Source organism: Achromobacter sp. Bel, assembly GCF_012928505.1.
Classification (GTDB): domain Bacteria; phylum Pseudomonadota; class Gammaproteobacteria; order Burkholderiales; family Burkholderiaceae_B; genus Achromobacter.
In genome coordinates this window covers 27,278-47,904 of the sequence record NZ_JABBJN010000046.1, presented here as the reverse complement: position 1 = coordinate 47,904, position 20,627 = coordinate 27,278, and the positions used below count along the sequence as shown (strand labels likewise).

General features: G+C 64.3%; 21 protein-coding genes. 2 read left to right on the top strand and 19 right to left on the bottom strand.

Translation table 11 applies throughout. The features are described from left to right. Positions 1–62: 62 nt before the first annotated feature. A complete protein-coding gene (locus HG262_RS23500; RefSeq protein ID WP_248293469.1) occupies positions 63–1,256 on the bottom strand; it encodes a PAS domain-containing sensor histidine kinase in 1,194 nt (397 codons plus the stop codon). A gap of 76 nt (positions 1,257–1,332) precedes the next feature. Here HG262_RS23500 and HG262_RS23495 point away from each other — a divergent pair, with 76 nt between their 5' ends. After that, positions 1,333–1,839 (top strand): nicotinamide-nucleotide amidohydrolase family protein, encoded by a 507-nt coding sequence (locus HG262_RS23495; protein ID WP_169273318.1) that lies wholly within the window; start codon positions 1,333–1,335, stop codon positions 1,837–1,839. 40 nt (positions 1,840–1,879) lie between these two features. Here HG262_RS23495 and HG262_RS23490 read toward each other — a convergent pair whose 3' ends face one another. The 13 genes from HG262_RS23490 to HG262_RS23430 all read right to left on the bottom strand — a co-directional run bounded on the left by HG262_RS23490 (position 1,880) and on the right by HG262_RS23430 (position 13,208). Continuing rightward, on the bottom strand, positions 1,880–2,479 hold the full coding sequence (locus HG262_RS23490; protein WP_169273317.1) for a TetR/AcrR family transcriptional regulator: 600 nt from the start codon (positions 2,477–2,479) through the stop codon (positions 1,880–1,882). 22 nt (positions 2,480–2,501) lie between these two features. Continuing rightward, positions 2,502–3,098 (bottom strand): NAD(P)H-dependent oxidoreductase, encoded by a 597-nt coding sequence (locus HG262_RS23485; RefSeq protein WP_169273316.1) that lies wholly within the window; start codon positions 3,096–3,098, stop codon positions 2,502–2,504. A 133-nt stretch (positions 3,099–3,231) separates the two neighbouring features. Further along, the gene (locus tag HG262_RS23480; protein WP_169273315.1) at positions 3,232–4,413 is read right to left on the bottom strand and encodes an MFS transporter; all 1,182 of its coding nucleotides are present in this window, start codon (positions 4,411–4,413) and stop codon (positions 3,232–3,234) included. 61 nt (positions 4,414–4,474) lie between these two features. After that, positions 4,475–4,810 (bottom strand): Rap1a/Tai family immunity protein, encoded by a 336-nt coding sequence (locus tag HG262_RS23475; RefSeq protein ID WP_248293468.1) that lies wholly within the window; start codon positions 4,808–4,810, stop codon positions 4,475–4,477. Between the two features lie 102 nt (positions 4,811–4,912). Then, positions 4,913–5,533: a hypothetical protein gene (locus HG262_RS23470; protein ID WP_169273313.1), complete on the bottom strand. Its 621-nt coding sequence runs from the start codon at positions 5,531–5,533 to the stop codon at positions 4,913–4,915. A 26-nt stretch (positions 5,534–5,559) separates the two neighbouring features. Further along, a complete protein-coding gene (locus HG262_RS23465; protein WP_169273312.1) occupies positions 5,560–5,799 on the bottom strand; it encodes a hypothetical protein in 240 nt (79 codons plus the stop codon). A 156-nt stretch (positions 5,800–5,955) separates the two neighbouring features. After that, positions 5,956–6,726 (bottom strand): enoyl-CoA hydratase/isomerase family protein, encoded by a 771-nt coding sequence (locus HG262_RS23460; protein ID WP_169273311.1) that lies wholly within the window; start codon positions 6,724–6,726, stop codon positions 5,956–5,958. Between the two features lie 10 nt (positions 6,727–6,736). After that, entirely contained in the window at positions 6,737–7,885 is a 1,149-nt protein-coding gene (locus tag HG262_RS23455; protein WP_169273310.1) for a carbohydrate ABC transporter substrate-binding protein, read from the bottom strand. Beyond that, the gene (locus HG262_RS23450; protein ID WP_169273309.1) at positions 7,882–9,078 is read right to left on the bottom strand and encodes a CoA transferase; all 1,197 of its coding nucleotides are present in this window, start codon (positions 9,076–9,078) and stop codon (positions 7,882–7,884) included. The genes HG262_RS23455 and HG262_RS23450 overlap by 4 nt, the downstream gene beginning before the upstream one ends. 30 nt (positions 9,079–9,108) lie before the next feature. Continuing rightward, positions 9,109–9,870 (bottom strand): SDR family oxidoreductase, encoded by a 762-nt coding sequence (locus HG262_RS23445; RefSeq protein ID WP_169273308.1) that lies wholly within the window; start codon positions 9,868–9,870, stop codon positions 9,109–9,111. Next, positions 9,867–11,045 (bottom strand): aldose 1-epimerase family protein, encoded by a 1,179-nt coding sequence (locus tag HG262_RS23440; protein WP_169273307.1) that lies wholly within the window; start codon positions 11,043–11,045, stop codon positions 9,867–9,869. The genes HG262_RS23445 and HG262_RS23440 overlap by 4 nt, the downstream gene beginning before the upstream one ends. 125 nt (positions 11,046–11,170) lie before the next feature. Beyond that, on the bottom strand, positions 11,171–12,085 hold the full coding sequence (locus HG262_RS23435; RefSeq protein ID WP_169273306.1) for a sugar phosphate isomerase/epimerase: 915 nt from the start codon (positions 12,083–12,085) through the stop codon (positions 11,171–11,173). 31 nt (positions 12,086–12,116) lie between these two features. Further along, positions 12,117–13,208 carry a Gfo/Idh/MocA family oxidoreductase gene (locus HG262_RS23430; protein ID WP_169273305.1) on the bottom strand — a complete coding sequence of 364 codons (1,092 nt, stop codon included), beginning with the start codon at positions 13,206–13,208 and terminating at the stop codon, positions 12,117–12,119. Between the two features lie 226 nt (positions 13,209–13,434). On the opposite strand from HG262_RS23430, the gene HG262_RS23425 reads away from it, so the two are divergent. Then, positions 13,435–14,502: a LacI family DNA-binding transcriptional regulator gene (locus HG262_RS23425; RefSeq protein WP_169273304.1), complete on the top strand. Its 1,068-nt coding sequence runs from the start codon at positions 13,435–13,437 to the stop codon at positions 14,500–14,502. Between the two features lie 90 nt (positions 14,503–14,592). Here HG262_RS23425 and HG262_RS23420 read toward each other — a convergent pair whose 3' ends face one another. The 5 genes from HG262_RS23420 to HG262_RS23400 all read right to left on the bottom strand — a co-directional run bounded on the left by HG262_RS23420 (position 14,593) and on the right by HG262_RS23400 (position 20,595). Next, entirely contained in the window at positions 14,593–15,597 is a 1,005-nt protein-coding gene (locus tag HG262_RS23420) for a tripartite tricarboxylate transporter substrate binding protein (protein ID WP_348984420.1), read from the bottom strand. 136 nt (positions 15,598–15,733) lie between these two features. Beyond that, a complete protein-coding gene (locus tag HG262_RS23415) occupies positions 15,734–17,830 on the bottom strand; it encodes a 3-hydroxyacyl-CoA dehydrogenase NAD-binding domain-containing protein (RefSeq protein WP_169273302.1) in 2,097 nt (698 codons plus the stop codon). A 23-nt stretch (positions 17,831–17,853) separates the two neighbouring features. Next, complete coding sequence (locus HG262_RS23410; protein WP_169273301.1) at positions 17,854–19,005, bottom strand: acetyl-CoA acetyltransferase; 1,152 nt, start codon at positions 19,003–19,005, stop codon at positions 17,854–17,856. A gap of 31 nt (positions 19,006–19,036) precedes the next feature. Continuing rightward, a complete protein-coding gene (locus tag HG262_RS23405) occupies positions 19,037–19,444 on the bottom strand; it encodes an OB-fold domain-containing protein (RefSeq protein WP_348984419.1) in 408 nt (135 codons plus the stop codon). Between the two features lie 221 nt (positions 19,445–19,665). Beyond that, positions 19,666–20,595 (bottom strand): LysR family transcriptional regulator, encoded by a 930-nt coding sequence (locus tag HG262_RS23400; protein ID WP_169273300.1) that lies wholly within the window; start codon positions 20,593–20,595, stop codon positions 19,666–19,668. Positions 20,596–20,627: the final 32 nt, after the last annotated feature.

Genomic DNA, 20,627 nt, shown 5'->3' with positions numbered 1-20,627 from the left:
GGGTTTATGGGGCAAGGCGACCCCTTTGCACCCCCAGGATTTCCCGGAAAAATCGGTCAGCGCTACCCGGACGAAGACGGAGTAGCCTGCGGAAGTCCGCCGCTGAGGCTGTCCTCGGGAATACAGAGGGTGACGGCGGCCCCTTTTCCGACTTCGCTGGCAACCCGCACGTCGCCACCAGACTGTTTGGCGAAGCCGTAGACCTGGCTGAGGCCCAAGCCCGTCCCCTTATCTGCCGGTTTGGTGGTGAAAAACGGGTCGAACACGTGTGACAGTACCTCGGGATCCATACCGCAGCCCGAGTCGCGCAATTCGATTTCCACGCACGGCAGCCTTGTGGGGGGCGTCTCGCCGGGGGAGAGGTTAGCGCTATCCCGCCGTACCGCGATGATGAGGCGCCCGCCCGCCGGCATGGCGTCTCGCGCGTTGATGACGATGTTCAGAAGGGCGTTCTCTAGCTGACTGGGGTCGGCGCAGATGTACAGGGGATGCTCAGGAAACTGGTAATCGATCTTGATCGCCGCGCCCACCGTCGTTGCGAAGATGTCACGCATGCCATCGATACAACTCCGGACCTCGAAGCGGGCCGGCTTCAGCGGCTGCTTTCTCGAATAGGCAAGCAATTGCGCCGTCAGATGGCTTGCCCGCTCTGTCGTGGCGGTGAGCAGGGCGGCCAGTTGCCGGCGCCTATCGTTGTCCAATACGGGCTTGCACAGTATCTCCGTTGCAAAGCGGATAGTGGTCAGGAAATTGTTGAAGTCGTGCGCGACGCCGCCCGTAAGGCGTCCAAGCGCTTCGAGTTTTTGCGCATGGTGCAGTGCGTCGTGCGCAGCCTGGATGTCTTCCTGGGCTTTTTTCTTGTCCGTGATGTCGCGGGTAATCTTGGCGAAGCCCAGCAGATTTCCCTCGTCGTCGCGAATGGCGTCAATGACGACGCTGCACCAGAACTTCCGGCCACTTTTGTGAACGCGCCACCCCTCGGCCTCGAACCTGCCCTCGCGCCGGGCTGTCTCCAGCGCCATTCGGGGCACGCCTACGGCGCGGTCTTCTTCCGTATAGAAAAGCGAGAAGTGCTGGCCAATGACCTCGTCCGCGGCGTAGCCCTTGAATCTCTGCGCGCCTTTGTTCCAGCTTGAAACGCGGCCGTCCGTATCAAGCAGGTATATCGCATAGTCCATGACCGCTTCGACCAGCAGCCTGTAGCGGCTTTCGCCAGCAAGCTTGAGGGCGGGGTTATCGGGTGTCGTTGTGTGCATCACGTTTCCTCGAAGAGCGGGCGGCGCCTCGGGTATGCAAATTGCTGCATACCTCATTCAATGCAGGAGCAACATAATGAACGCTATAGAACGAGTGGCGAGATTCATGCTGGAGAATAACCTGACATTGGTCACGGCGGAATCGTGCACGGCGGGGCTGATCTCGGCGACTCTCGCCGACGTCCCGGGGGCGGGTGGCCTTCTGGACTGCGCATTCGTCGCCTATTCGGTGCAAGCGAAGCGGCGCTGCCTGGACGTTCCGCAATCGACGTTGTCCGCGCATAACCTGACGAGCGAAGCCGTGGCCCGCGATATGGCGCTTGGGGTCGCGCGCAAGAGTCCGGCGAATGTGGCGGTGGCCAATACGGGGGTGACGGATGACACCGACGACCGTATCCCAAGCGGGACGCAGTGTTACGCCTGGGTCTTCAAGATCGGTCAGGCGGACGCCAGCCCTGTTGTGTACACCGCCACCCGGCGATTCACGGGCGATCGCAACAGCATCCGCAGGGCCAGCGCCGAGTTTGCCCTGCAGGGCATCGTGGACCATTTCTTGCAGCATTCACGCGTGCGCAGTCGATAGGGTTATTCAATCGAAATTGCAGGCCAGGTGAAGCGGGAATTCAATGGCTTCGTTTGACCATGTGCAAGAGGGTCTGGAAGAGTTCTTCCCGCGCCTGTGCTTCGGTAATTTCGCCTGCCACGGCCGCATGCGAAAGCGAGTCGGCGGCGCCGAGCATCGCCCACAGGCTGGCCAGCGATACGGTCCGCGGGTGGGCGAAAGGCGCGAAGATCTTCTGGCATTTCTCGATGAAGACCAGCTGATACTGCCTTTTCACGGCGGCGATTTCAGGCGACCCGTCCAACGCCGCCAGCACGCCCGGTATTTCCCGGCCTTGCGTCAGGACGCAGTCGATGTAGCTATTGGCAACGACGCCCGCCTTGTCCTTCAATGTCGGCTTGCTGGCGGCGACGGCGGCGTCGATGATCGCCGTCTGCCGCACATCGAAGTCCTGGTAGAGCGCGGCCAGCAGTCCGTTGCGGGTACCGAAGTGGTCATAGACGACGGGTTTGGAGATACCGGCTGCTTCAGCCAGCCGCCCCAGCGTCAACGCATCGGTGCCCTCGTCGCTGATCAGTTTCCAGGAGACGTCCAGAAGCTGGCGCAACCGCGCGGCTTTCGGCAGGCGGCGGCGCGGCGCGGGGGCGGGTGGGGCAGACATCGTTTTTTCCTGTGCGGTCGGATCACTGCGGCAAGGCGAAAACCCGCTTGCCGATGGCATGCGCCGTATCGAGATGAGACGCCGGAAATCCGGCGTCCGAGGCAACCAACAATTCCGAGGTCGCGACGCGCGCGCCGCAGTAGCCAAAGATCCCGTGGTCAATCTGGGTTTTCATCGCGCCGAAGTAGCCATGCCGGGCGTAGGTTCGCATATCGGCGCCGCCGCTGGCAATCAGATGCACCTGCAGGCGCTCCAGCTTTTTGACCAGCTTGCCGTCCGGGCCGGCGTCGTAGGCCCAGCCATTGGTGAACACCCGGTCGATCCAGCCTTTCAACAGGCCGGGGAATGACCACCAGTGAACGGGATAGACCAGCGCCAGTGCGTCCGCGCGGTCGATTCGGGCGTGCTCGGCAGCGACGTCCGGGGACGGGGCCGCGGTCTGTAGGTGCAGCGCCACGTCGGCTTGGGTGAATCGGGGATCGAAGGCCTCCGCGGCCAGATCGGCGATTTCGAAGGAGTGCTGCGGGCTGGAGGCGGCGACCCCTTGCGCCACCTGGGCGGCGATGGCGTGCGTCAGCGAGGCCGGGTCAGGATGGGCAACGACGATAAGGGCATGCATGTCTTGTGACGTCCATACGAAGGTTTCTATGTACCTATCGTAGGCTACTTTTAGTAGGTTGTCATCCTTGCACCCCTGGTTGATGCGAAAGCCGGGCGCGGCGGCATGGTGCTTCGTGACAATGCTGGCAAGGTCATCGGTGCCGTCGGCGCGGCAGCCAGCGCCAGAATACGCCGGCCGCCACCAGGCCCAGCGTGCCGACGCCGAACGATGCACCGCCGAGCGACGCCGAGGCGGTTAACACCGACAGTGCCACCGGCCCACCGCTCGAGCCGAGGTCGGCCATGAAACGCCAGATGCCAAGGAACTGTGTGCGCGCGCCCGCGGGCGCAGCGTCGGCGCCCAACGTCATCACGATGCCTGATCCTATACCGTTGCCGAAGCCCAGCAGCACTGACACCAAGATGAAGCTTGCCACTCCGCTGGTGAAGGGGATCGCCATCAGGCTCAACCCCATCAGCAGCGTGCAGGGCAGCGCCACCCACAGGCGGCCGCGCTGGTCCATTACCTTGCCCGCCGGATAGAACACCGACATGTCGACCGCGGCGACCAGTCCATAGATGAGCGAGGTGGTGGTGGCGTCAAGGCCGAGATGGTCCGCCCATAGCGGGATCACCACCTGGCGCGACGCGCGCAGCGCGCTGATCAGCATTACGCCCACGCCTATCGTGGCGTACACGCCGCGATGGTCGCGCGCGACCTCGGCTATGCGCGCACGCGGCGCACCCGCGCCCGCGCCCCCCGAGGGCGCGATGTCAGGCGCCTTGATGGCGATGAATCCCGCGCCGAGCATGGCGCTGATCGCAATCCAATAAGCGCCGTCGAGCCCCAGGAAATGGATCAGCGCCGCGCCCGCGAACGGGCCGATGAAGGTGCCGATGCGCGTTGTACCGCCGAGCGTGGACAGGGCGCGCGCCCGGAACGCCAGCGGCACGACCTCAATCATGTAGCTCTGGCGCGCCAGTTGGAACACCGACTGCGCGCATCCCTGCATCAGCATGGCGAGCGCTAGCACCCATAGGTTGGGCACGCCGATCACGAGCAGCAGGCCGGCCACGCTTAGCAGGGCGGCACCCGCCATGGCGCGCTTCTCACCGAAACGTTCAGTGATCAGCGCGGACGGGATGTTGGAAAGCAGCGAGCCGACTCCGATGAGGGCGGCGATCAGGCCGGCGGCGGCGACTGACGCCCCCTGGTCGCGCGCAGTGAGCGCGATCACGGGAAGGATGGCGCCGTTGCTGATGCCATAGAGCAGCGAAGGGCCGAACGCCGGCAGGGCGATCTGCTTCAGGTTGAACGAATCGGGTCGCGACATGGCCTACACGCTGATTGGCGGCAGCAGATTCCGGGCTCGGACGGCTGTGGACAGGATGATCCTACCGGCAAGCAAAAGACTGATGGAGTGCCTCGCTGACCAGCGGGCCGGCATTTTCCTCGAGACGGCTGGCTGGCTGCGTGGACAAGTAGCTGTACACCCTGTCCTTCAATTCGTGGGGAAGGATGCCGGTGGAGGTGCACCAGACCGTGCCTTGTGTCTGGTCGGCGATCCCGACGACGTAGGCCTGCGCATAGGAGGAAGCGAATTGGCGGCGAAGCGATGCATCGCGAATCTCCGAGGGCATCCGGCCTTCAAGGGCCGCGGCCAGCTCCGCACCGGTAAAGTGCCAGGTCCTGGCTTCTTGCGCCTGGCAGACCGCGCAGGCAGAAAGCATGATGACGAGTGCTCGTAGTCTCATTGGAAGCTTTACCTCTTTGGCTCGCCGGGCGGCCCTGTTGTGTGCGTTCTACTGGCCCGGCCGGGCGCAGGCCAGGTCTCAAAGGTGGTCGAGTTGATCGCGTGGGTGGAACTCCGGATCGTCCTTGCCGTCCAGCATCGCGTCCACCATGGCCTCGAATGCGCCCGCGGCGTGGCCGAGCGCTTCGGGCGCCAGGAATACGGAACCGCCATTTCCGGCCAGTTCAAGCGCGGCCACAGTTTCTCGTTCGTCTTCCGCGCTCCAGAGATAGTCGTGAACCACTGCAAGGCCGCGAGCATCCGCCTCTATAAAATCGGCCGCTCCGCGCGCTACCGCAAAAAAGACGATGAGGTCGTAGAGGTTTTCGGAATAGGTCAGCGACCCTGCAACGACGTGCGTTCCCGTACGATCGTAGGCCGCAACCTTGATGTTTTCGGCCTCCGCAGATTTCAGGATGGCCCCCAGCGCCGCGCGATTGTCCGGATGGCGAGCCAGCATGGCGTCGCATTCCGAAATGAGCTTGCCCAAATCCTGATCGCTGGAGGCGGCCAGATCCTTGCCTTCAGAGAGATACCACTGCCCGCCGATGGAACGCCAGTCTGACCATCTTGATGCCGCCGGTACCGGGGCAGTGAGCCATCTGGCAAGATTCTCGCGGGATATCGGGAGCTTGAGAAAGGCAGAATAGGGTTCGGACATGGCAGCGATCGATTCTCGGATTCTGATCAACGTTGCTTGTACCAAATAAGGGCCGTCAGGCCAACTCTCGGCAAGATTCGTTCAGGTGGGGCGGATTGCGAGCAGAAGGCGTTTCTATCGGCAGATGATGTCCATGCCGACCACAGTGTGAGCACGGAAAGCTGGCCATTCTTCCATGTGACGAGCGCCTCGATGCCGCCGGCGTCTCGGCCTTTTTTGTCTTCGACGGAAAACCGGAAGGTGCGCGCGGCAATCTCCTGGTCCACCCATGCGCTGTCCTCTTCGTTCGACAGTAGCACCGGTGTTCGCGCGTCCCGGCACCGGCTGTGGCGAGGTCGGGTTTGTCCTTCATGTTTTGCACGAAGAGCCAAACCAGCCCGAGGTGACCTTTCCAATGAATACGCGGGGCGACACCCCACCCGTCAGCGCCGCTCGAACTTCGGCGCGCGCTTTTCCTCAAATGCCTTCCGGCCTTCCTTGGCGTCGGCGGTGGCGAAGCAGATCGCCTGCAGATCGCGCTCGTATTCCACGGCCTTCTCGAGCGGCATCGACAGCGCGGCGCGCAGATTGACGCGTGCCGTCTCGGCCGCGATAGGCGCGCGCGAGGCGATGGTGGCGGCAAGCGTTTGCGCGCGCTCGCGCAACTGCTCCTGCGGCACCACCTCGCTCACCAGGCCCCAGGAAAGTGCCTGCTCGGCGCGGATGGGATCGCCCGTCAGCACCATCAGTGCGGCGTTGCTCGGGCCGACCGCATGGACGAGTTGCGCCGTCATGCCGCCGCCGCCGATCCAGCCCAGCTTGATCTCGGGCGCGCCCAGGCGCGCGTTGTCGGAGGCGATGCGGATGTCGCAGGCCAACGCCATCTCCAGGCCGCCGCCGAAGGCATAGCCGTTGATCGCCGCCACCGTGGGCTTTTTCAACATGCGTACGCAGTCGCAGTAGTCGAGCCGATTGCGAAAATCCCAGGGCGTGGCGTAGCGGTCAAGATCGGTAATGTCCGAGCCGGCGCAGAAGGCCTTGGGGCCCGCGCCGGTCAGGATCACCACGCGCACCTGCGAGTCGGTGTTGCATTGCTCCACCGCCGCGATCAGCAGGTCAGCCATCTCGGGCGTCATCGCGTTCAGCTTCTCGGGACGATTGAGTTCGATGATGGCGACATGGCCATCGATACTGAGATTGACGAGTGCGCTCACGTCGAAATCCTTAGGTTGCGGTGTGTTTGGGGGCGTCGGCCAGGCTGGCCTGGAAACGCTGCGTCAGGCCGCGCGCCAATGCGTGGGAGGATGCGCGGGCGGCGACGCCGTCACGCAGGAACTGCGAGGCCTCGGTCTGGAAGGCGATGTAGCCATCGTGTCGCGGCCGAATCGAGGCGGCTTCGAGCGTGCGGACCGTGTTGGCATAGAAGTTGCCGCTTGCCGCATTCACGTTCGCATCGGCCCAGCTGGCGCGATGGCTTGGCTGTCCCTCGTGCTGCGGGATGAAGCGGCTTTGGCTATCGGCCGAGAGCAACCACAATAGATGCGCGCGCAGGTCCGGCCCCACGACGCAGCGTCGTGATATCGCAATGCCGGTGCCGCCGAGGATCGAGCCGGGCCTGCCCGCTTCGGCCTCGGGCGCGTCGCGGAACGTGAGCGGTTTCGCCACCGCGGAGGTGGCGTAGTTCACATAGCCATAGACGAGCGGGCAGAGCGCGATGTCATCGCGCGAGCTCATGTGGCCGAGCAGCGCGATCGGGTTGCAAGCCTGGGCGTGCGCGGGCGTGAGCCGCGCCAATTCGCTGAGCACATCGCACGCGTCGACGAGCGTCGCCTCATCGTGCCAAGCGCCGTGCGGGCGCAGGTCGGCATCGGGCGCGATGGCGGCCGCGATCGACAGCAGCGACAGGAACGGGTGCGGACCGCCCCAACTGAGCGCGACCGCGCCGCTGCGTTGCGACAGCGTCAGCACCTCGCGCCAGGTGCGCGGCACGGGGCCGTTGAGCCGATCCGCGCGCGTGGCCATGACCTGCGTGGCGGCGTCCAGCGGAAGCGCCCATGGGCGATCGGCCATGCGATAGCTGTCGTACGACAGCCCGATGCTATCCCGCGCGATCCGCGCCAGCTCGTCGGGCGCGAACACGGTGTCGAGCGCTTGCAGGCAATCGTGCGCCAGGGCCTCGCCCAGATGGGGGTGATCCAGCACCACCAGGTCATAACGGGCGCAGAGTTCGGCGATGGGCGCCGATTCGAAGCCTTCGAGCGACTGCTTGTCCCAGTGCACAAGCGGCGTGTGTGCGGTGGCGGCGCGCAGGGCGTTGAAGCCGCGCGGATGGTCCCAGGTAAGGCCGCGGTAGGGCAGGGCGCGCTCGCTCATTCCGAGACGCCTCGCAGCACCGCGCCCGAGGCCGCATGCGCGGCGATCTCGTCGGCGCTGAAGCCAAAATCGCGCAGTACTTCGTCGGTGTGTTGGCCGGTGAGCGGTGCGCCGCGCGCCACCTGGCTGGGCGTTTTGGAAAAGCGGATCGGAAAACCCGGTGTCTTGATCCGACCCTCGGTCGGATGCTCATACTCGACGAAGGTGCCGTTGTGCGCGATCTGCGGATCGTCGACCAGATCGGCGTATCCATAGACGGGGCTGCACCAGATGCCGGCGGCATCGAGCTTGGTAAACCAATCGGCCGTCGAGGCCTTTGCGAGTGTGTCGCGCACGAGCGCATAGATCTCGTCGCGTTTTTCCCAACCGTCGCGCTCGCCGGCGTACTCCGCCAGGCGCGGCTCTTCGGTCACGCGCGCCAGCACTTTCATGTCGGGCATGGCAAGCGCCAGATAGCCGTCGCTCGTCGCGAAGGTGCCATAGGGGGCGCGGATGTACACGTGCGCATGTGGCTCGGCACTGCGCACCTGCGGCTGGTGCCCCACGGTGTAGACCGAGAGCTCCTGCATCTGGATCGTGGTGATCGCATCCAGCATGTTGACCTCGACCTTCTGGCCTTCGCCGGTACGCTCGCGGTGCAGCAGCGCGGCCAGCACGCCTTCGAAGGCGCAATACGCGGTGACGGCGTCGACCACATACTGGCCTGCCGCGCGTGGCGCTTCGCCCGCACGGCCCGACGACAGCATTGCGCCCGACATCGCCTGCAACAGCAGGTCCTGACCTGGGCGCGTGGCATAGGGGCCGTCTTCGCCGAAGCCCGACATCGATACATAGATGAGGCGCGGGTTCAGCGCCGACAGGGTCTCGTAGTCAACCCCCAGGCGGCCGGCGACACCCGGACGGTAGTTTTGGATAAACACATCGGCCTGCGCCGCGAGCTTCTGGATGATCTCCTTGCCGCCGGCACTCTTCAGATCGATCGCGAGCGAGCGCTTGTTGCGGTTCAGCGAGAGAAAGGACACGTTGATCTTGTTGCCCGTGATGCCGCCGGCTGGCGCGTGCCGCTGCCATTCGCCGGTGGGCGGCTCGATCTTGATCACGTCGGCGCCCAGGTCGCCCAGGCGCTGCGCCGCGAAAGGCCCCGCCATGGCGATGGAGCAGTCCAGAACTTTGTAGCCAGAAAGAATACTCATGCTTCTACCCTCTGCGTGCGCCGATGCGCCTCAATGCATGACCCAGCCGCCGTCAACTGCCAGCGTCTGTCCGGAAATGAAACCCGCCTCGTCCGAGGCAAGGAAAATGATGGCCGCGGCGATGTCGCCTGCGTGCCCGCGGCGCTTCACCGATTGGCGTTCGAGCACCATGCGGTTGTAGCCCTCGGGATCGGGATGGATCTTCTCGGCGTCGGTTGGAAACGCGCCCGGCGAGATGGCGTTGACCGTGATGCCCCACTTGCCGAACTCGCGAGCGAATGCGCGCGTGGCGCCCACCATCGCGCCCTTGGATTGCACGTAGGGCAGCAGGTTTTCCCAGCCGCCGGACAGCGTGATCGACGAGATGTTGATCACGCGGCCCCATTGCTGCTTGCGCATGCCGGGCAGCGCCGCGCGGACGATCTGAATAGCCGCCTCCACGTTCACGCGGTGCACGCGGGCCAGCTCTGCATCGCTGTAGTCCTCGAACGGGCGCGAGGGGTAGATCGCCGCGTTGTTGATGACCACATCGATCGGCGCCTCGGCGGTCAGCTGGTCAAGGTGCGACTGCAGCGCGCTGGCTTCGGCGAGATCGGCCTGCAGGATCTGAAGCTGGTCGGAAAGCCGCGCCGGCACGGTGCTGCGCAAGCGATCGATATGCCCGGCGTGGTTGTCGAGCGCGATCACTCGGGCGCCCGCTTCCAGCAGCGCAAGCGTGGTGTCCACACCAAAGCCGCCCGCCGCGCCCGTGACCAGCACGCGACGGCCTTGCAATGAGAAGCGCGCGCTCATGTGCGCCCCGCAATGGGCGCGAAACGCCCCGACAACGGCGGATAATCGGCCTCGGGCTGTACCGCGATCGCGCGGATGCGTGCTTCGCATGCCGCGATATCGGCGGGCGAGCCCAGCACGCTGAACGTGGTGTCGTAGCGGCGCTCTTCCCCATGCTCTAGCCAGATGAGCTCGTTGCGCTCACGCGCCGCGCCTTGGCCCAGCACATGGTTGGTCGAGGGCTCGATGCCCATCGCATACTGGCCCGATTGCAGGTTCTGCCATTGATACTGGCAAGGGAATTGATGCTTGAAGGTGCTGACCTGCATGCCCAGGGCCAGCTTATCGTTTACCAGGGCCACCGGGACGCTGCCGTCGGCGGCGGCGGCCATCTCGTGCTGCCACACCTGCTCATGAAAGCCCAACTGCGGCGCCGGCATGCGGCGGTAGCCCACGCCCTGCTTGCGATAGGTTTGCTCGTGGGCCGCCCACACCACATCGCGGATCGGCGCCAGATAGCGCGAGTCGGCGTCCAGCACCGGATAGCCCAGGTTGATGTGATAGCAGAGCATGTGCGGCGTGCGGTAGAAGCCGCGATTGACCACGCGATCCGACAGTTTGATGTCGTTGGTACCCACCTCGATCTCGATGCGGCGGTGCAGCTCCAGGTGCTCGCCGAACACGGTGCCCTGGCTCACGACGCCCTCGGCCCACAGCACGCAGCGATCGCCGTCCCAGCGTTCGCCGTAGCCGGTCAGGCGCGCCGGAATGGTGCCAACGCGGCCATGGATGGACTGCTTGGCGGTCTTGCGCGGGCCGTACACGTAGTTGGCGGCCGGAGCGTCGTACATGAACAGAATATGGTCCAATCCGCAGGTGATCATGAGGCCGGAGAACGAGCGCATCCAGCCCAGTCCGCCTTCGCCTTCATAGTCATGCAGGCCGGGATGGCGAAAGCCAGACGGCGACTGCCATCCCATGGCGAAGCCGCGGTATTCGCAATCGGCGATGTCCATCGCGCGATCCACCAGCACCGTAAAACGCAGGCCCGTGCCGCTGCGGAACTCCAGCATGCGGATACCGCGCTCCAGCCCGTCGTCCAGCGTCATCAGGCGTACGCCGGCAAACTGCGCAAGCTGTCCGGTGCGCGCCTCCACGTCGCGGCGCGTCATCCAGGTTCCGTAAATGTCAGGCATGAGTTCTCCCTGGCAAAGGCGCGGGTGCGCGTTTGCCGGTGTCGGTGTTCAGAATCGTGTTCGCAGGCGCGCCGCGGGCCTGATGGGATGGTGCCTCGCGGTGCGCCGCTGTTGCGGGAGGCGGCCTACAGGCCGTTCGCGCGCAGCCGCTCGTCCAGGAAGGTCTTGGCGCGCGGCACGTCGTCTTCGGTCAGGTGCTCGATGATGATGGGAATGTTGGGGTGCTTCTTCGCCAGGCGCTGCAGGTAAAGGTCGTAATTGAGCGCGCCCAGGCCCGGTGCCGGCAGCTCGATCTCGCCCACGCCACGGAAGGTATGGCTCTCGGCCGCGCCCTCGTCACCAATGTCGCTGTGTTTTTCCGACTTGTCATCGCCCGAACGCTTCACGTCCTTGGCATGCGCGATGCAGATCTTGTCGGAGAGCGCGTCGAACACCTGATTGAGCGTGCGGTCCATCTGGTCGATGTTGTGCGCTTCGAAGTAGTTCGTCGGATCCATCAAGAGGCCAAGGCCAGGGTGATCCACCTCGGCGAACATGCGCAGCGTTTCCTCGACTGATCCCACCACGTTGTTCACGTAGGTCTCGAGCAGGAACACCGCGCCATGGTCATAGGCATGCTGCGACAGGTCCGCGATCATCGCGCGGCACTGGTCCCAGCCTTCCTCGGTCTTGTTCTTGGGGTGATGCACCCAGTCGCTGTCGGTGGCGAACGTGCCGGTTTCCGAGATTACGTAAGGCGAACCCAACTGGCGCGCGTGCGTGATGATCTCTTTGAGATAGCCGTTGCGGCGTTGGCGCTCGGCGGGATCGGGATGAACGATATTGGTATAGGCCGAGATGCAGGACACCGGCAGGTTGTAGTTGCGGAAGGTGTCGCGGATCTGTGTGCATTTCTGCGCGGTCAACTGCCCCGGGCCGAGCTCCATGTCCTTGAAATGCAGGTCCAGCTGCACGGTGTTGAAGCCGTGCGAGCGGATCACCTTGGCGGTACGCTCCAGCTCATAGGGAAAGTAGCCCGAGAAGATTCCGGTCTGGATCATGATGGTTGTCTCCGTCTGTTTTTCTGTCTGGTTATTCAACAGCCGGCAGCCGTACTGTGCGGCCTTCGGCGATGGACGTATACGCGGCCTCGACCAGCGCCATTGTGCGTACGTTGTCGGTCACGCTCAACGCAGGCTCGGTGCCGCTGGCCAGCGCGTACTGCAACTGCTCCATCACGCCGATGAAGGCATGCGGAAACCACATCGTGTCCCACGTGGGAGTTACCCAACGCCCGTCGGTGTGGCCCTGGGCCGCGCGCGAGGCGTAGCTCAGGGTCGACGGCTCGCCGGTGGGCCAGCCGATGGTGCCGCGCGCGACGCCATCGGTGCCTTCCACGCGCCAGCGGATGTGCGGGTCCTCGGGGTATCCCTCGGCCCGCGGGCCCGACCACACATCTTCGAGCGATAGCGCAAGCAGGCCGTTGCCAAAGCGCAGCGTGGTGCTCACCAGCCCATCCTGATGCGCGAACTCGGTGCGCGGATCGGGGCGGGTGATGCTGGTGATCTCGGTGGGCTCGCCAAACAGATAACGCAGGGCATCGAGGTGATGCACGCTCATGTTCGAGAGCGTCAGCCGGTCATAGCCGCGCAAAAAATCCTGCCAGTGCGGGATCGCGTGCATGTCGATCTGCGCGAACACCGGCGTGCCCAGCACGCCCTGGTCAAGCAGCTGTTTGAGCGTGCGCATCGATTGGTCGTAGCGCATGTTCTGGTTTACCGACAGGATCTTGCCGGCGGCCCGCGCCTCGTCGCGCAAGGCGCGGGCTTCGTCCAGCGAGAGGGCAAGGGGCTTCTGTGCCAGCACGCCGCGCACGTGCGGGGCGCGCAATGCGGCGCGAATCAGGGCGGGCTGCAGGTCGGGCGGATACGCGATGTCCACGATCTCGATCTGCGGATCGGCGATCAGGGCCAGGGGATTCTCATGCACTAGCGGGATGCCGTAGCGTTCGGCGACCTTGGCCGCTTTGCTGCGGGTGCGCGACGCGATCGCTGCCACCGTGAAGCCGGCCTGCTCGTAGGCCGCCAGATGGCACTCGGCCATGATCATGCCGGCGCCGATGCAGCCGATGCGAAAGCGCCGTTCCCGAATGGGCGGGTCGGGCACCAGGGTAGGGTGCGACATGTGCTCCTCCTGCCGGCTTGGTATGCACAGTCGACTGCCTGGCATCCTGCCGTGCGGTGTTTGATGTTATTGAGCCGCGATATTCACATCAAAACAATCAGGGGTAAAGATGGATGGCGCTTCCAGGGCCGGAACGTTACCTTTTTGATCCCGAATGATTGCAAATGATGGGTTATGATGGCCTCGCTGCCATCGTCCTGATGGTCTCTTGAGAGCCCGGTCCCGCATGCGCCCCACCATTTCCCTCATTGCCCGTGAAGCCGGCATGTCCACCGCCACCGTGGACCGGGTGCTGAACGACCGCAACGGCGTGCGCGGCAAGACACGCGACCGTGTGCTGGCAATCGCCAATCGCCTCGGCTACTTCGTCCAGGGCGCCGATGCCGCCAGCCAGGATGTGCGGGTCGATTTCGTCTTGCCCGCCGGCACCAACAGCTTCATGACCGCGTTGGGCCAGCACCTGCTCGAAGAAGCCGCCACCCGCCCCGATGTGCGGGCCCGCCTGCATCTGATCGAGGGATTTGAGGCCAATAAGCTTGCGCAAAAGCTCTACGAGCTGCGCGAGCAAACGCAGGCCGTTGGCCTGGTCGGGCTGGACCATCCGCAAGTGCGCGACGCCATCATGGCGCTGCGCGACAGCGGCGTGCATGTGAGCACGCTGGTGTCGGACATTCCAATCTCGGCGCGCCTGGGTTACGTGGGCATCGACAACCGCGCCGCGGGCCGCCTGGCCGCGCTGTTGCTGGGACGGTTTCTGCCACAGCACACGGAGCGGAAGGTCGCGGTGTTCGTGGGGTCACTGGCGTATCGCGGCCACGAAGAGCGCGAGATGGGCTTTCGCTCGCTGCTGAGCGAAGAGTTTCCGCACCTGCGCATCGCACACATTCTTGAGATCGGCGACGACCGCGACCGCGCCTTTGCCGTCACGCGGGATCTGCTGCGCAAAGAACCGCCGCACGCGATCTACAACATCGGCGCGGGCAATCAAGGCATCGCGCGAGCGCTGAAAGAGGCGCGGCTTGCCGAGGCGTGGCCAAACGAGGCTCGCTCAAACGAGGCTCGCTCAAGTAAGGCAGCGTCCGCCCATCGCATTGTCTTCGTGGGCCACGACCTCACCGAAGCTACGCGCCGCCTGTTGCTCGATCGCACGATGGACGCCGTGATCGACCAGAACCCGCGCGTCGAGGCGCGCGAGATCGTCAAGCTGCTGGTGGCGGCCGTGAAGGGCGCGCCCGAACCCAGCTATCTGCCGCGGCTTCAGGTCATCTTCCGGGAAAACATTCCTGAGCCGTGATGGCTTCGCGAGAGCGCCCAGGGCCGGCCTTTGCGGCCGGCCCCGGGCCGCTTTGGGGTTACGGCGCCCGTTTGCGAGCGCCTCACCGTGCTATTGGACCGTGACGTGCGCCTGGTCGATGACGGTTTTCCATTTGCCAAGCTCGGCGTCGACGAATCCCGTGACCTGTGCCGGCGAGAGCTTGGCCGGCGTGGCGTTGTTGTCGTTGAGCCATTTGATGTTGGCTTCGGTGTTGGCGCTGTCGATGGCGATCTGGTTCAGCCTCTGCACGATGGGTGTCGGCATGCCGGCGGGGCCGAAGACGCCTATCCAGGCCTGCGATTCATAGCTCGGATAGCCGGATTCGGCGACGGTGGGGACATCGGGCAAGCTGGGCAGGCGGTCTTTCGAGGTGACGGCCAGGGCTTTGACGTCGCCCGAGCGGATGAAGGCGGCGGCCGATGTCGCGTCCAGGAATGCCGCCGGGATCTGCGCGCCTATCAGGTCGGTGACGGCAGGCGCGGCGCCCTTGTAGGGGATATGGCGCAGATTGGCGCCGGCGACCATCTTGTAGAGTTCGCCGGACATGTGCGCCGAGCCGCCCACGCTGCTGGAGCCGAAAGCCAGACCGCCAGGTCGTTTGTTGGCGTAGGCCGTGAATTCCTTGGCGTTGGAGATGGGAGATTTGGCGGGAACCAGCAGGACGTTAGGCGCGTAAGCCAGAATGGCCACGTTGGAGAAGCTTTTCTTCGGGTCGTAGGGCAGGTTGGGCTGCAGGCCGGGATAGATCACGTGCTGCGTGGCCGTGACGAGCAGGTTGTAGCCGTCCGGTTTTTCGCGCGCGACGAGCGCAGTGCCGATCTGGCCGCTGGCGCCGGGCTTGTTCTGAACCACGATAGTTGTCTTCAACTCATTGCCCAGGTCCTGAGCGAAGCGGCGCGCAACCAGATCCGTGAAACCGCCGGGCGAAAACGGGACGACGATGGTGATGGGTTTGCCGTCGGGCCAATCGGCGGCAGCCGCGACTCCAGGCGCGAGCAGGGCGCTGCTGCCGCAGGTGATGATGGCGGCCAGACTGCGGCCAAAAGGGATGCGATGCAGTTGCTTGTCAGACACGCTTGTCTCCGGTTTGTTGTATTTATCAAAACCGCTGTATATGCCAGGTCCGCTGCCCACGCAGGTCAGGATCGACAGTGCCTGCATCCCTTGGGGACACCGTTGACGTGCTCTCTCTTATTGCGTGTGCGCGGCTTCAGGCAGGACCATCGTGAAAACCTCGCCCCTCCTGAGCGAGCTTGACGATGAGATTGGCCGGCTTCCAGTATTGGGAACCGTGCTCGGCTTCGTACTTGCGCAGCCCCGCCAGGATGGCAGGCAGGCCGATCTGGTCCGCGTAGCACAGCGGGCCGCCCCGATAGGCGGGAAAGCCGTAACCTTTGATCCAGACGACGTCAATGTCGGAGGCGCGTTCGACGATATTCTCCTCCAGGATATAGGCGGCTTCGTTGATCATGGAGTACAGGCAGCGCTCCAGAATTTCCTGGTTGGAGATCTGCCGCGCTTGTCGTCCGGAGGCGGCGCGGTGTGCGGCGACCAGTGTTTCGGCAGCAGGTGACGGGGTGGCCTTGCGGTCACCGTCATAGTCGTAGAAGCCACCCTGAGTCTTCTGGCCCAGCCGGCCCGCGGCGACCATGCGGTCCAGCATGTCGCACTCGCGCTCGCGCGGCGTCAGGTTCTGCAGGCGGCTCTGGCGATTGCGCCAGCCCACGTCCAAACCTGCCAGATCCGCCATGGCGAACGGCCCCATCGGGAGGCCGAAGTCGCGCAGGACACGGTCGATCTGAAAGGGCGAGGCGCCTTCCTGGAGCAGGAAGTAGCTTTCGCGCGTACGCTTCGCCAACATGCGGTTGCCGACGAATCCGTCGCAGGACCGCACCAGCACGGCGACCTTGCCCAGGCGGCGGCCCACTTCCATGACGGTGGCGCACACTTCGTCAGAGGTGGCGGAACCGCGCACGTTCTCCAGCAACTGCATGACGTTGGCGGGACTGAAAAAGTGCATCCCGACCACGTGTTGGGGCCGCCGGGTGGCGCTCGCTATATTGTCGATGTCCAGGTAAGAGGTGTTGGAGGCCAGGATGGCGCCGGGTTTGCAGACCAGATCGAGCGTCTTGAATATCTCGTGTTTGAGCCCGATTTCCTCGAACACCGCTTCAATGACCAGATCCACGTCGGCCAGATCCTCGAAGCGTGTGCTGCCCTGTATGCATGCGAGCCGCTGCGCGACGTCGCCTGCGCTGAGCCGGCCGCGCCGAGCGGAGTTGGCGTAGTTTTCTTCGATGCGCGTCAAGCCCTGACTCAGGCGCTCGGCGTCTTTCTCCAGCAGCACCACGGGTATGCCGGCGTTGGCGAAGCACATCGCAATGCCGCCGCCCATCGTGCCGGCGCCTATCACCGCGGCCCGGCTGACGGACCTGGCCTTGGCCGCAAACGGCAGCTTGTGCAATTGCCGCTCGGCAAAGAAGGCATGGCGCAGTGCGCATGACTCTGGCGAAACTTTCAGTTCATCGAACAAGGCCCGCTCGATCTGCAACCCTTTGTCAAAGGGTTGCTCCACCGACGCGCGCACGGCTTTCACGCAACTGAGCGGCGCTTCAGAGCCGCTCAGTTGTTGCCGCAGGCTTTGTTCGGCAGCAGTAAAGAGCTCTGAATCTGCCTCGGGAGCAGCCAAGGCGCTCACTCTTCGCTGTGCCAGGTCTTCGTGCTGAACCCGCCTTGCCAGGGCCAATGCCGCGCTCGCCAGATCCGCTTCGGCGAGTTCATCCACCAAGCCGATACGCAGCGCGTGTTGGGCCGAGATCGGCTTGCCGTCGACGATCATCTCCAATGCCTCGGCCGCACCGATCAGGCGGGGCAGGCGTTGGGTTCCTCCCGCGCCGGGCAACAGGCCGAGCTTGACTTCGGGCAGGCCGAAGCGGGCGTCCGGTGTGGCGATGCGGTAGTGGCAGCCGAGCGCGACTTCGAGCCCACCGCCCAGCGCGGTTCCGTGTATGGCCGCGATCACGGGCTTTTGCGCTTGTTCCAGGCACTGTATGACATCGGCCAGCTCAGGCTCCCGGGATGGCAGGGCGAACGCTTTGATGTCGGCACCGGCAAAGAAAGTCCTTCCCTTGCACAGCAACACCAGCGCTTTGACACTCGCGTCGGTCTGCGCGGCGGCGATGGCAGATTTCAGGCCCGCCCGCACTGCCTGAGAGAGCGCATTGACAGGTGGGTTGTCGATTGAAATGCAGGCCACGTCGGCCTGAAGATGGTAGGTGACGACTTGCGTGCTGGTTGTGCTGCTCATGATGGTGTCCGCGGTTTCAGCGTTTACAGGGTGGCGCGCGATCCGAGAATCGCCGTGACCTGGCTGGCCAACTGGCCGCCATTGCCGTGGGCCAAGGCCAGATCGACGCCGTCAACCTGTCTGGCGCCTGCGGAGCGGCGGATTTGGTGCACCGCCTCGATGGCCGCGAAAATGCCATACATGCCCGGGTGATTGCAGGACAGGCCGCCGCCGTTGGTGTTGACCGGCAGTGCGCCACCGGGCGCGGTCACGCCCGACGCCACGAACGCGCCGCCTTCGCCCTTGGCGCAGTAACCCAGGTCCTCAAGAAACAGAATCGGGTTGATCGTGAATGCGTCATAGAGCTGAAGGACGTCGATTTGTTGTGGCGCGACGCGCGCCATCTCGAAGGCGCGTTGGCCGGATTGCACGGCACCGGTGACCGTGAGGTCTTCCATGGTTGAAATCTGGCGATGCGTGGTTGCCTCACCGACACCCAGGACATAGGCCGGCGTGTTGGCAAATTCCGGTACGCGTTCCGCGGCGACGAGAATCATCGCTCCGCCGCCGTCGGTCACCAGGCAGCAGTCCCGCAGCGTGAGAGGATCGGATATGAGCCGGGAATCCAGAACCTCGGCGATGCTCAGGGGGGCGCGCTCGTGCGCGGCAGGATTGAGCTGCGCCCACTGGCGCGCGGCGACCGCGACGCTGGCCAACTGCTCGCGCGTGGTTCCATACTGGTGCATGTGGCGCGCGGTAGCCAAGGCATAGCCACTGATGGGGTTGCGCGGCGAATACATCGCCTCCCAGGGTGCGGGTTCGGTCAGGGTGGTCAGCTTGCCGCCCGCCGACAGTTGGTTCGACCCATAGCAAATGCAGGCCACTTTGCACAGCCCGGCTTGCAGGGCAAGCGTGGCCGACAGCAGGTGGGCCAGAAATGAGGATCCGCCGATGTTGGTGCCATCCATATAGGTCGGATGGATGCCGAGATACTCCGCCACGGACAGGGCGGGCATGAAATGCGTCAGTGTGGACGTGAACAAGCCGTCGATCTGGTCCACGCCGATACCCGCATCGGCCGCCGCCGCCTGAACCGCGATGCCGAGTTGATCCAAAGCCGAGAACCCGGGGCTGTTCCAGCCAGGCGTGGTGCCGATCCCGACAATCGCCGAGGCCCCTCTTGTATTAGTAGCCATCAAGTCATTCCAATTATCATGCGTCGCGCGGTCAGTCCGCGCGCACAAACACCACGCGCGGCACGCCAGAGGACTGGCGGCGCACTTCTGCACGTACTCGCATGCCGATCGTCACCGCCAGGGGCTCCATATCGACAACGGTGCTCATCAGGCGCGGTCCTTCTTCAAGGTCCACCAGAACGACGCAATAGTTCCCACCCCGTTCGGGGCGTTGGCGCACGACCGTGGCCGAATAGATGGTGCCCTCGCCACTGGCGGCTTCCCAGCGCAAGCGTCCGCCGCCATAAGGGGAGATGGCTCGGGGATAGAAAACGGCGCGGCCGGTTGTTTCGCAGCGCTGAATCATGAACTGCCCTTGTTCGAGCATGCGCTGGAAGTACTGCTCCGGGCCGACTGCCTCGTCGCCCGCTGTGTGTGTGCTGTTAAAGGAATTCTGCACATTCGCCTCCCAAGATTCCTTGGCCGCGGCCGGCCGGCAGGCGGACGGGACATACACCCGTTGGGTGCATGGCTTGTCTGCTGGCGACGCCACGACGCTCGAATGATGTTAGGGGGGCGAGCCGTCTCGGGACAATTAACTAATTTTGACGAGGGTCATAGCGATTGAGCATAGCTCGGCCGTGGCCCGGTGCGTGCCGGGTTCGCGCGCAGAGGGTGTATTCAGTCGGCAAGCCAGCGTACGCCGACGTGGTCGAACTGTTTGATGTAGGGCTCGAGCAGGCGGATCAGCTCGGCATGCAGGGCATTGACGATGCGGGGGTTGCGGTTCAGGACGGCGGTGCCGATGATCACGGTGCGTTGCAGCGTGGGGCTGATGATGGGAGCGCCTTCGATGCGCTTTTCGGCCAGCATCGTCATGATGGGGATGACTGGCAGGATGGTGTAGCCGACACCGCGTAACACCAGATCGAGTATGACCGCAGTGCTGTCCGACTCGGCAACCAGATTCAGGTTGACGCCGAGGATGGTGCAGGCCCGGTCTATCACGTTGCGTAAGCTGCGCGCTTCCGGAACCACCATGGGCATTCTGGAGACGGCCTCGAGCGTCATCGGGGCATCCTCGGACAATCCGGATCCCGGCAGGCCGAAGACGTATATGGGCTCGGAATAAGCGGGCGAGGTCTGCAGGAGTTCGGATTGCAGATAGTCGCCCATGAGGCAGATATCAAGCTTGCCGCCCTCCAGGCCCTCTTGCAGGAAATCCGAGAAGCCGGTGGCGATGCGCACGCGCAGATTTGGATATTGCTGCTGCAGCGCTATGACGAGCGGGCCGGCAAGCGCGGCCGCCAGGCTGGGCAGCATGCCGATGGACACCGTGCCAAGAAGATCCGATTTTGCGGCGCCGATGTCGGCCCGGGCTTCATTGAGCCCCTTAAGGGAAACCCGCACCTGATCGACAAACCGGCGGCCTGGCACGGTCAGCACCATCCCGAGCCGGTTGCGCTCGAAAAGCGGAGTGCCCAGTTCGTCTTCCAGCTGTTTCAGCTGTCGGGACAGGGCAGGCTGCACGACGTGCAGCAGTTCCGCCGCCTTGGTGAGGCTGCCGGTTTCCGCGATCGCCAAAACCGTTCTTAACTGCCTGAGTTCCATTTCCGACTGCCTTTATCGAGACACATGCCGAA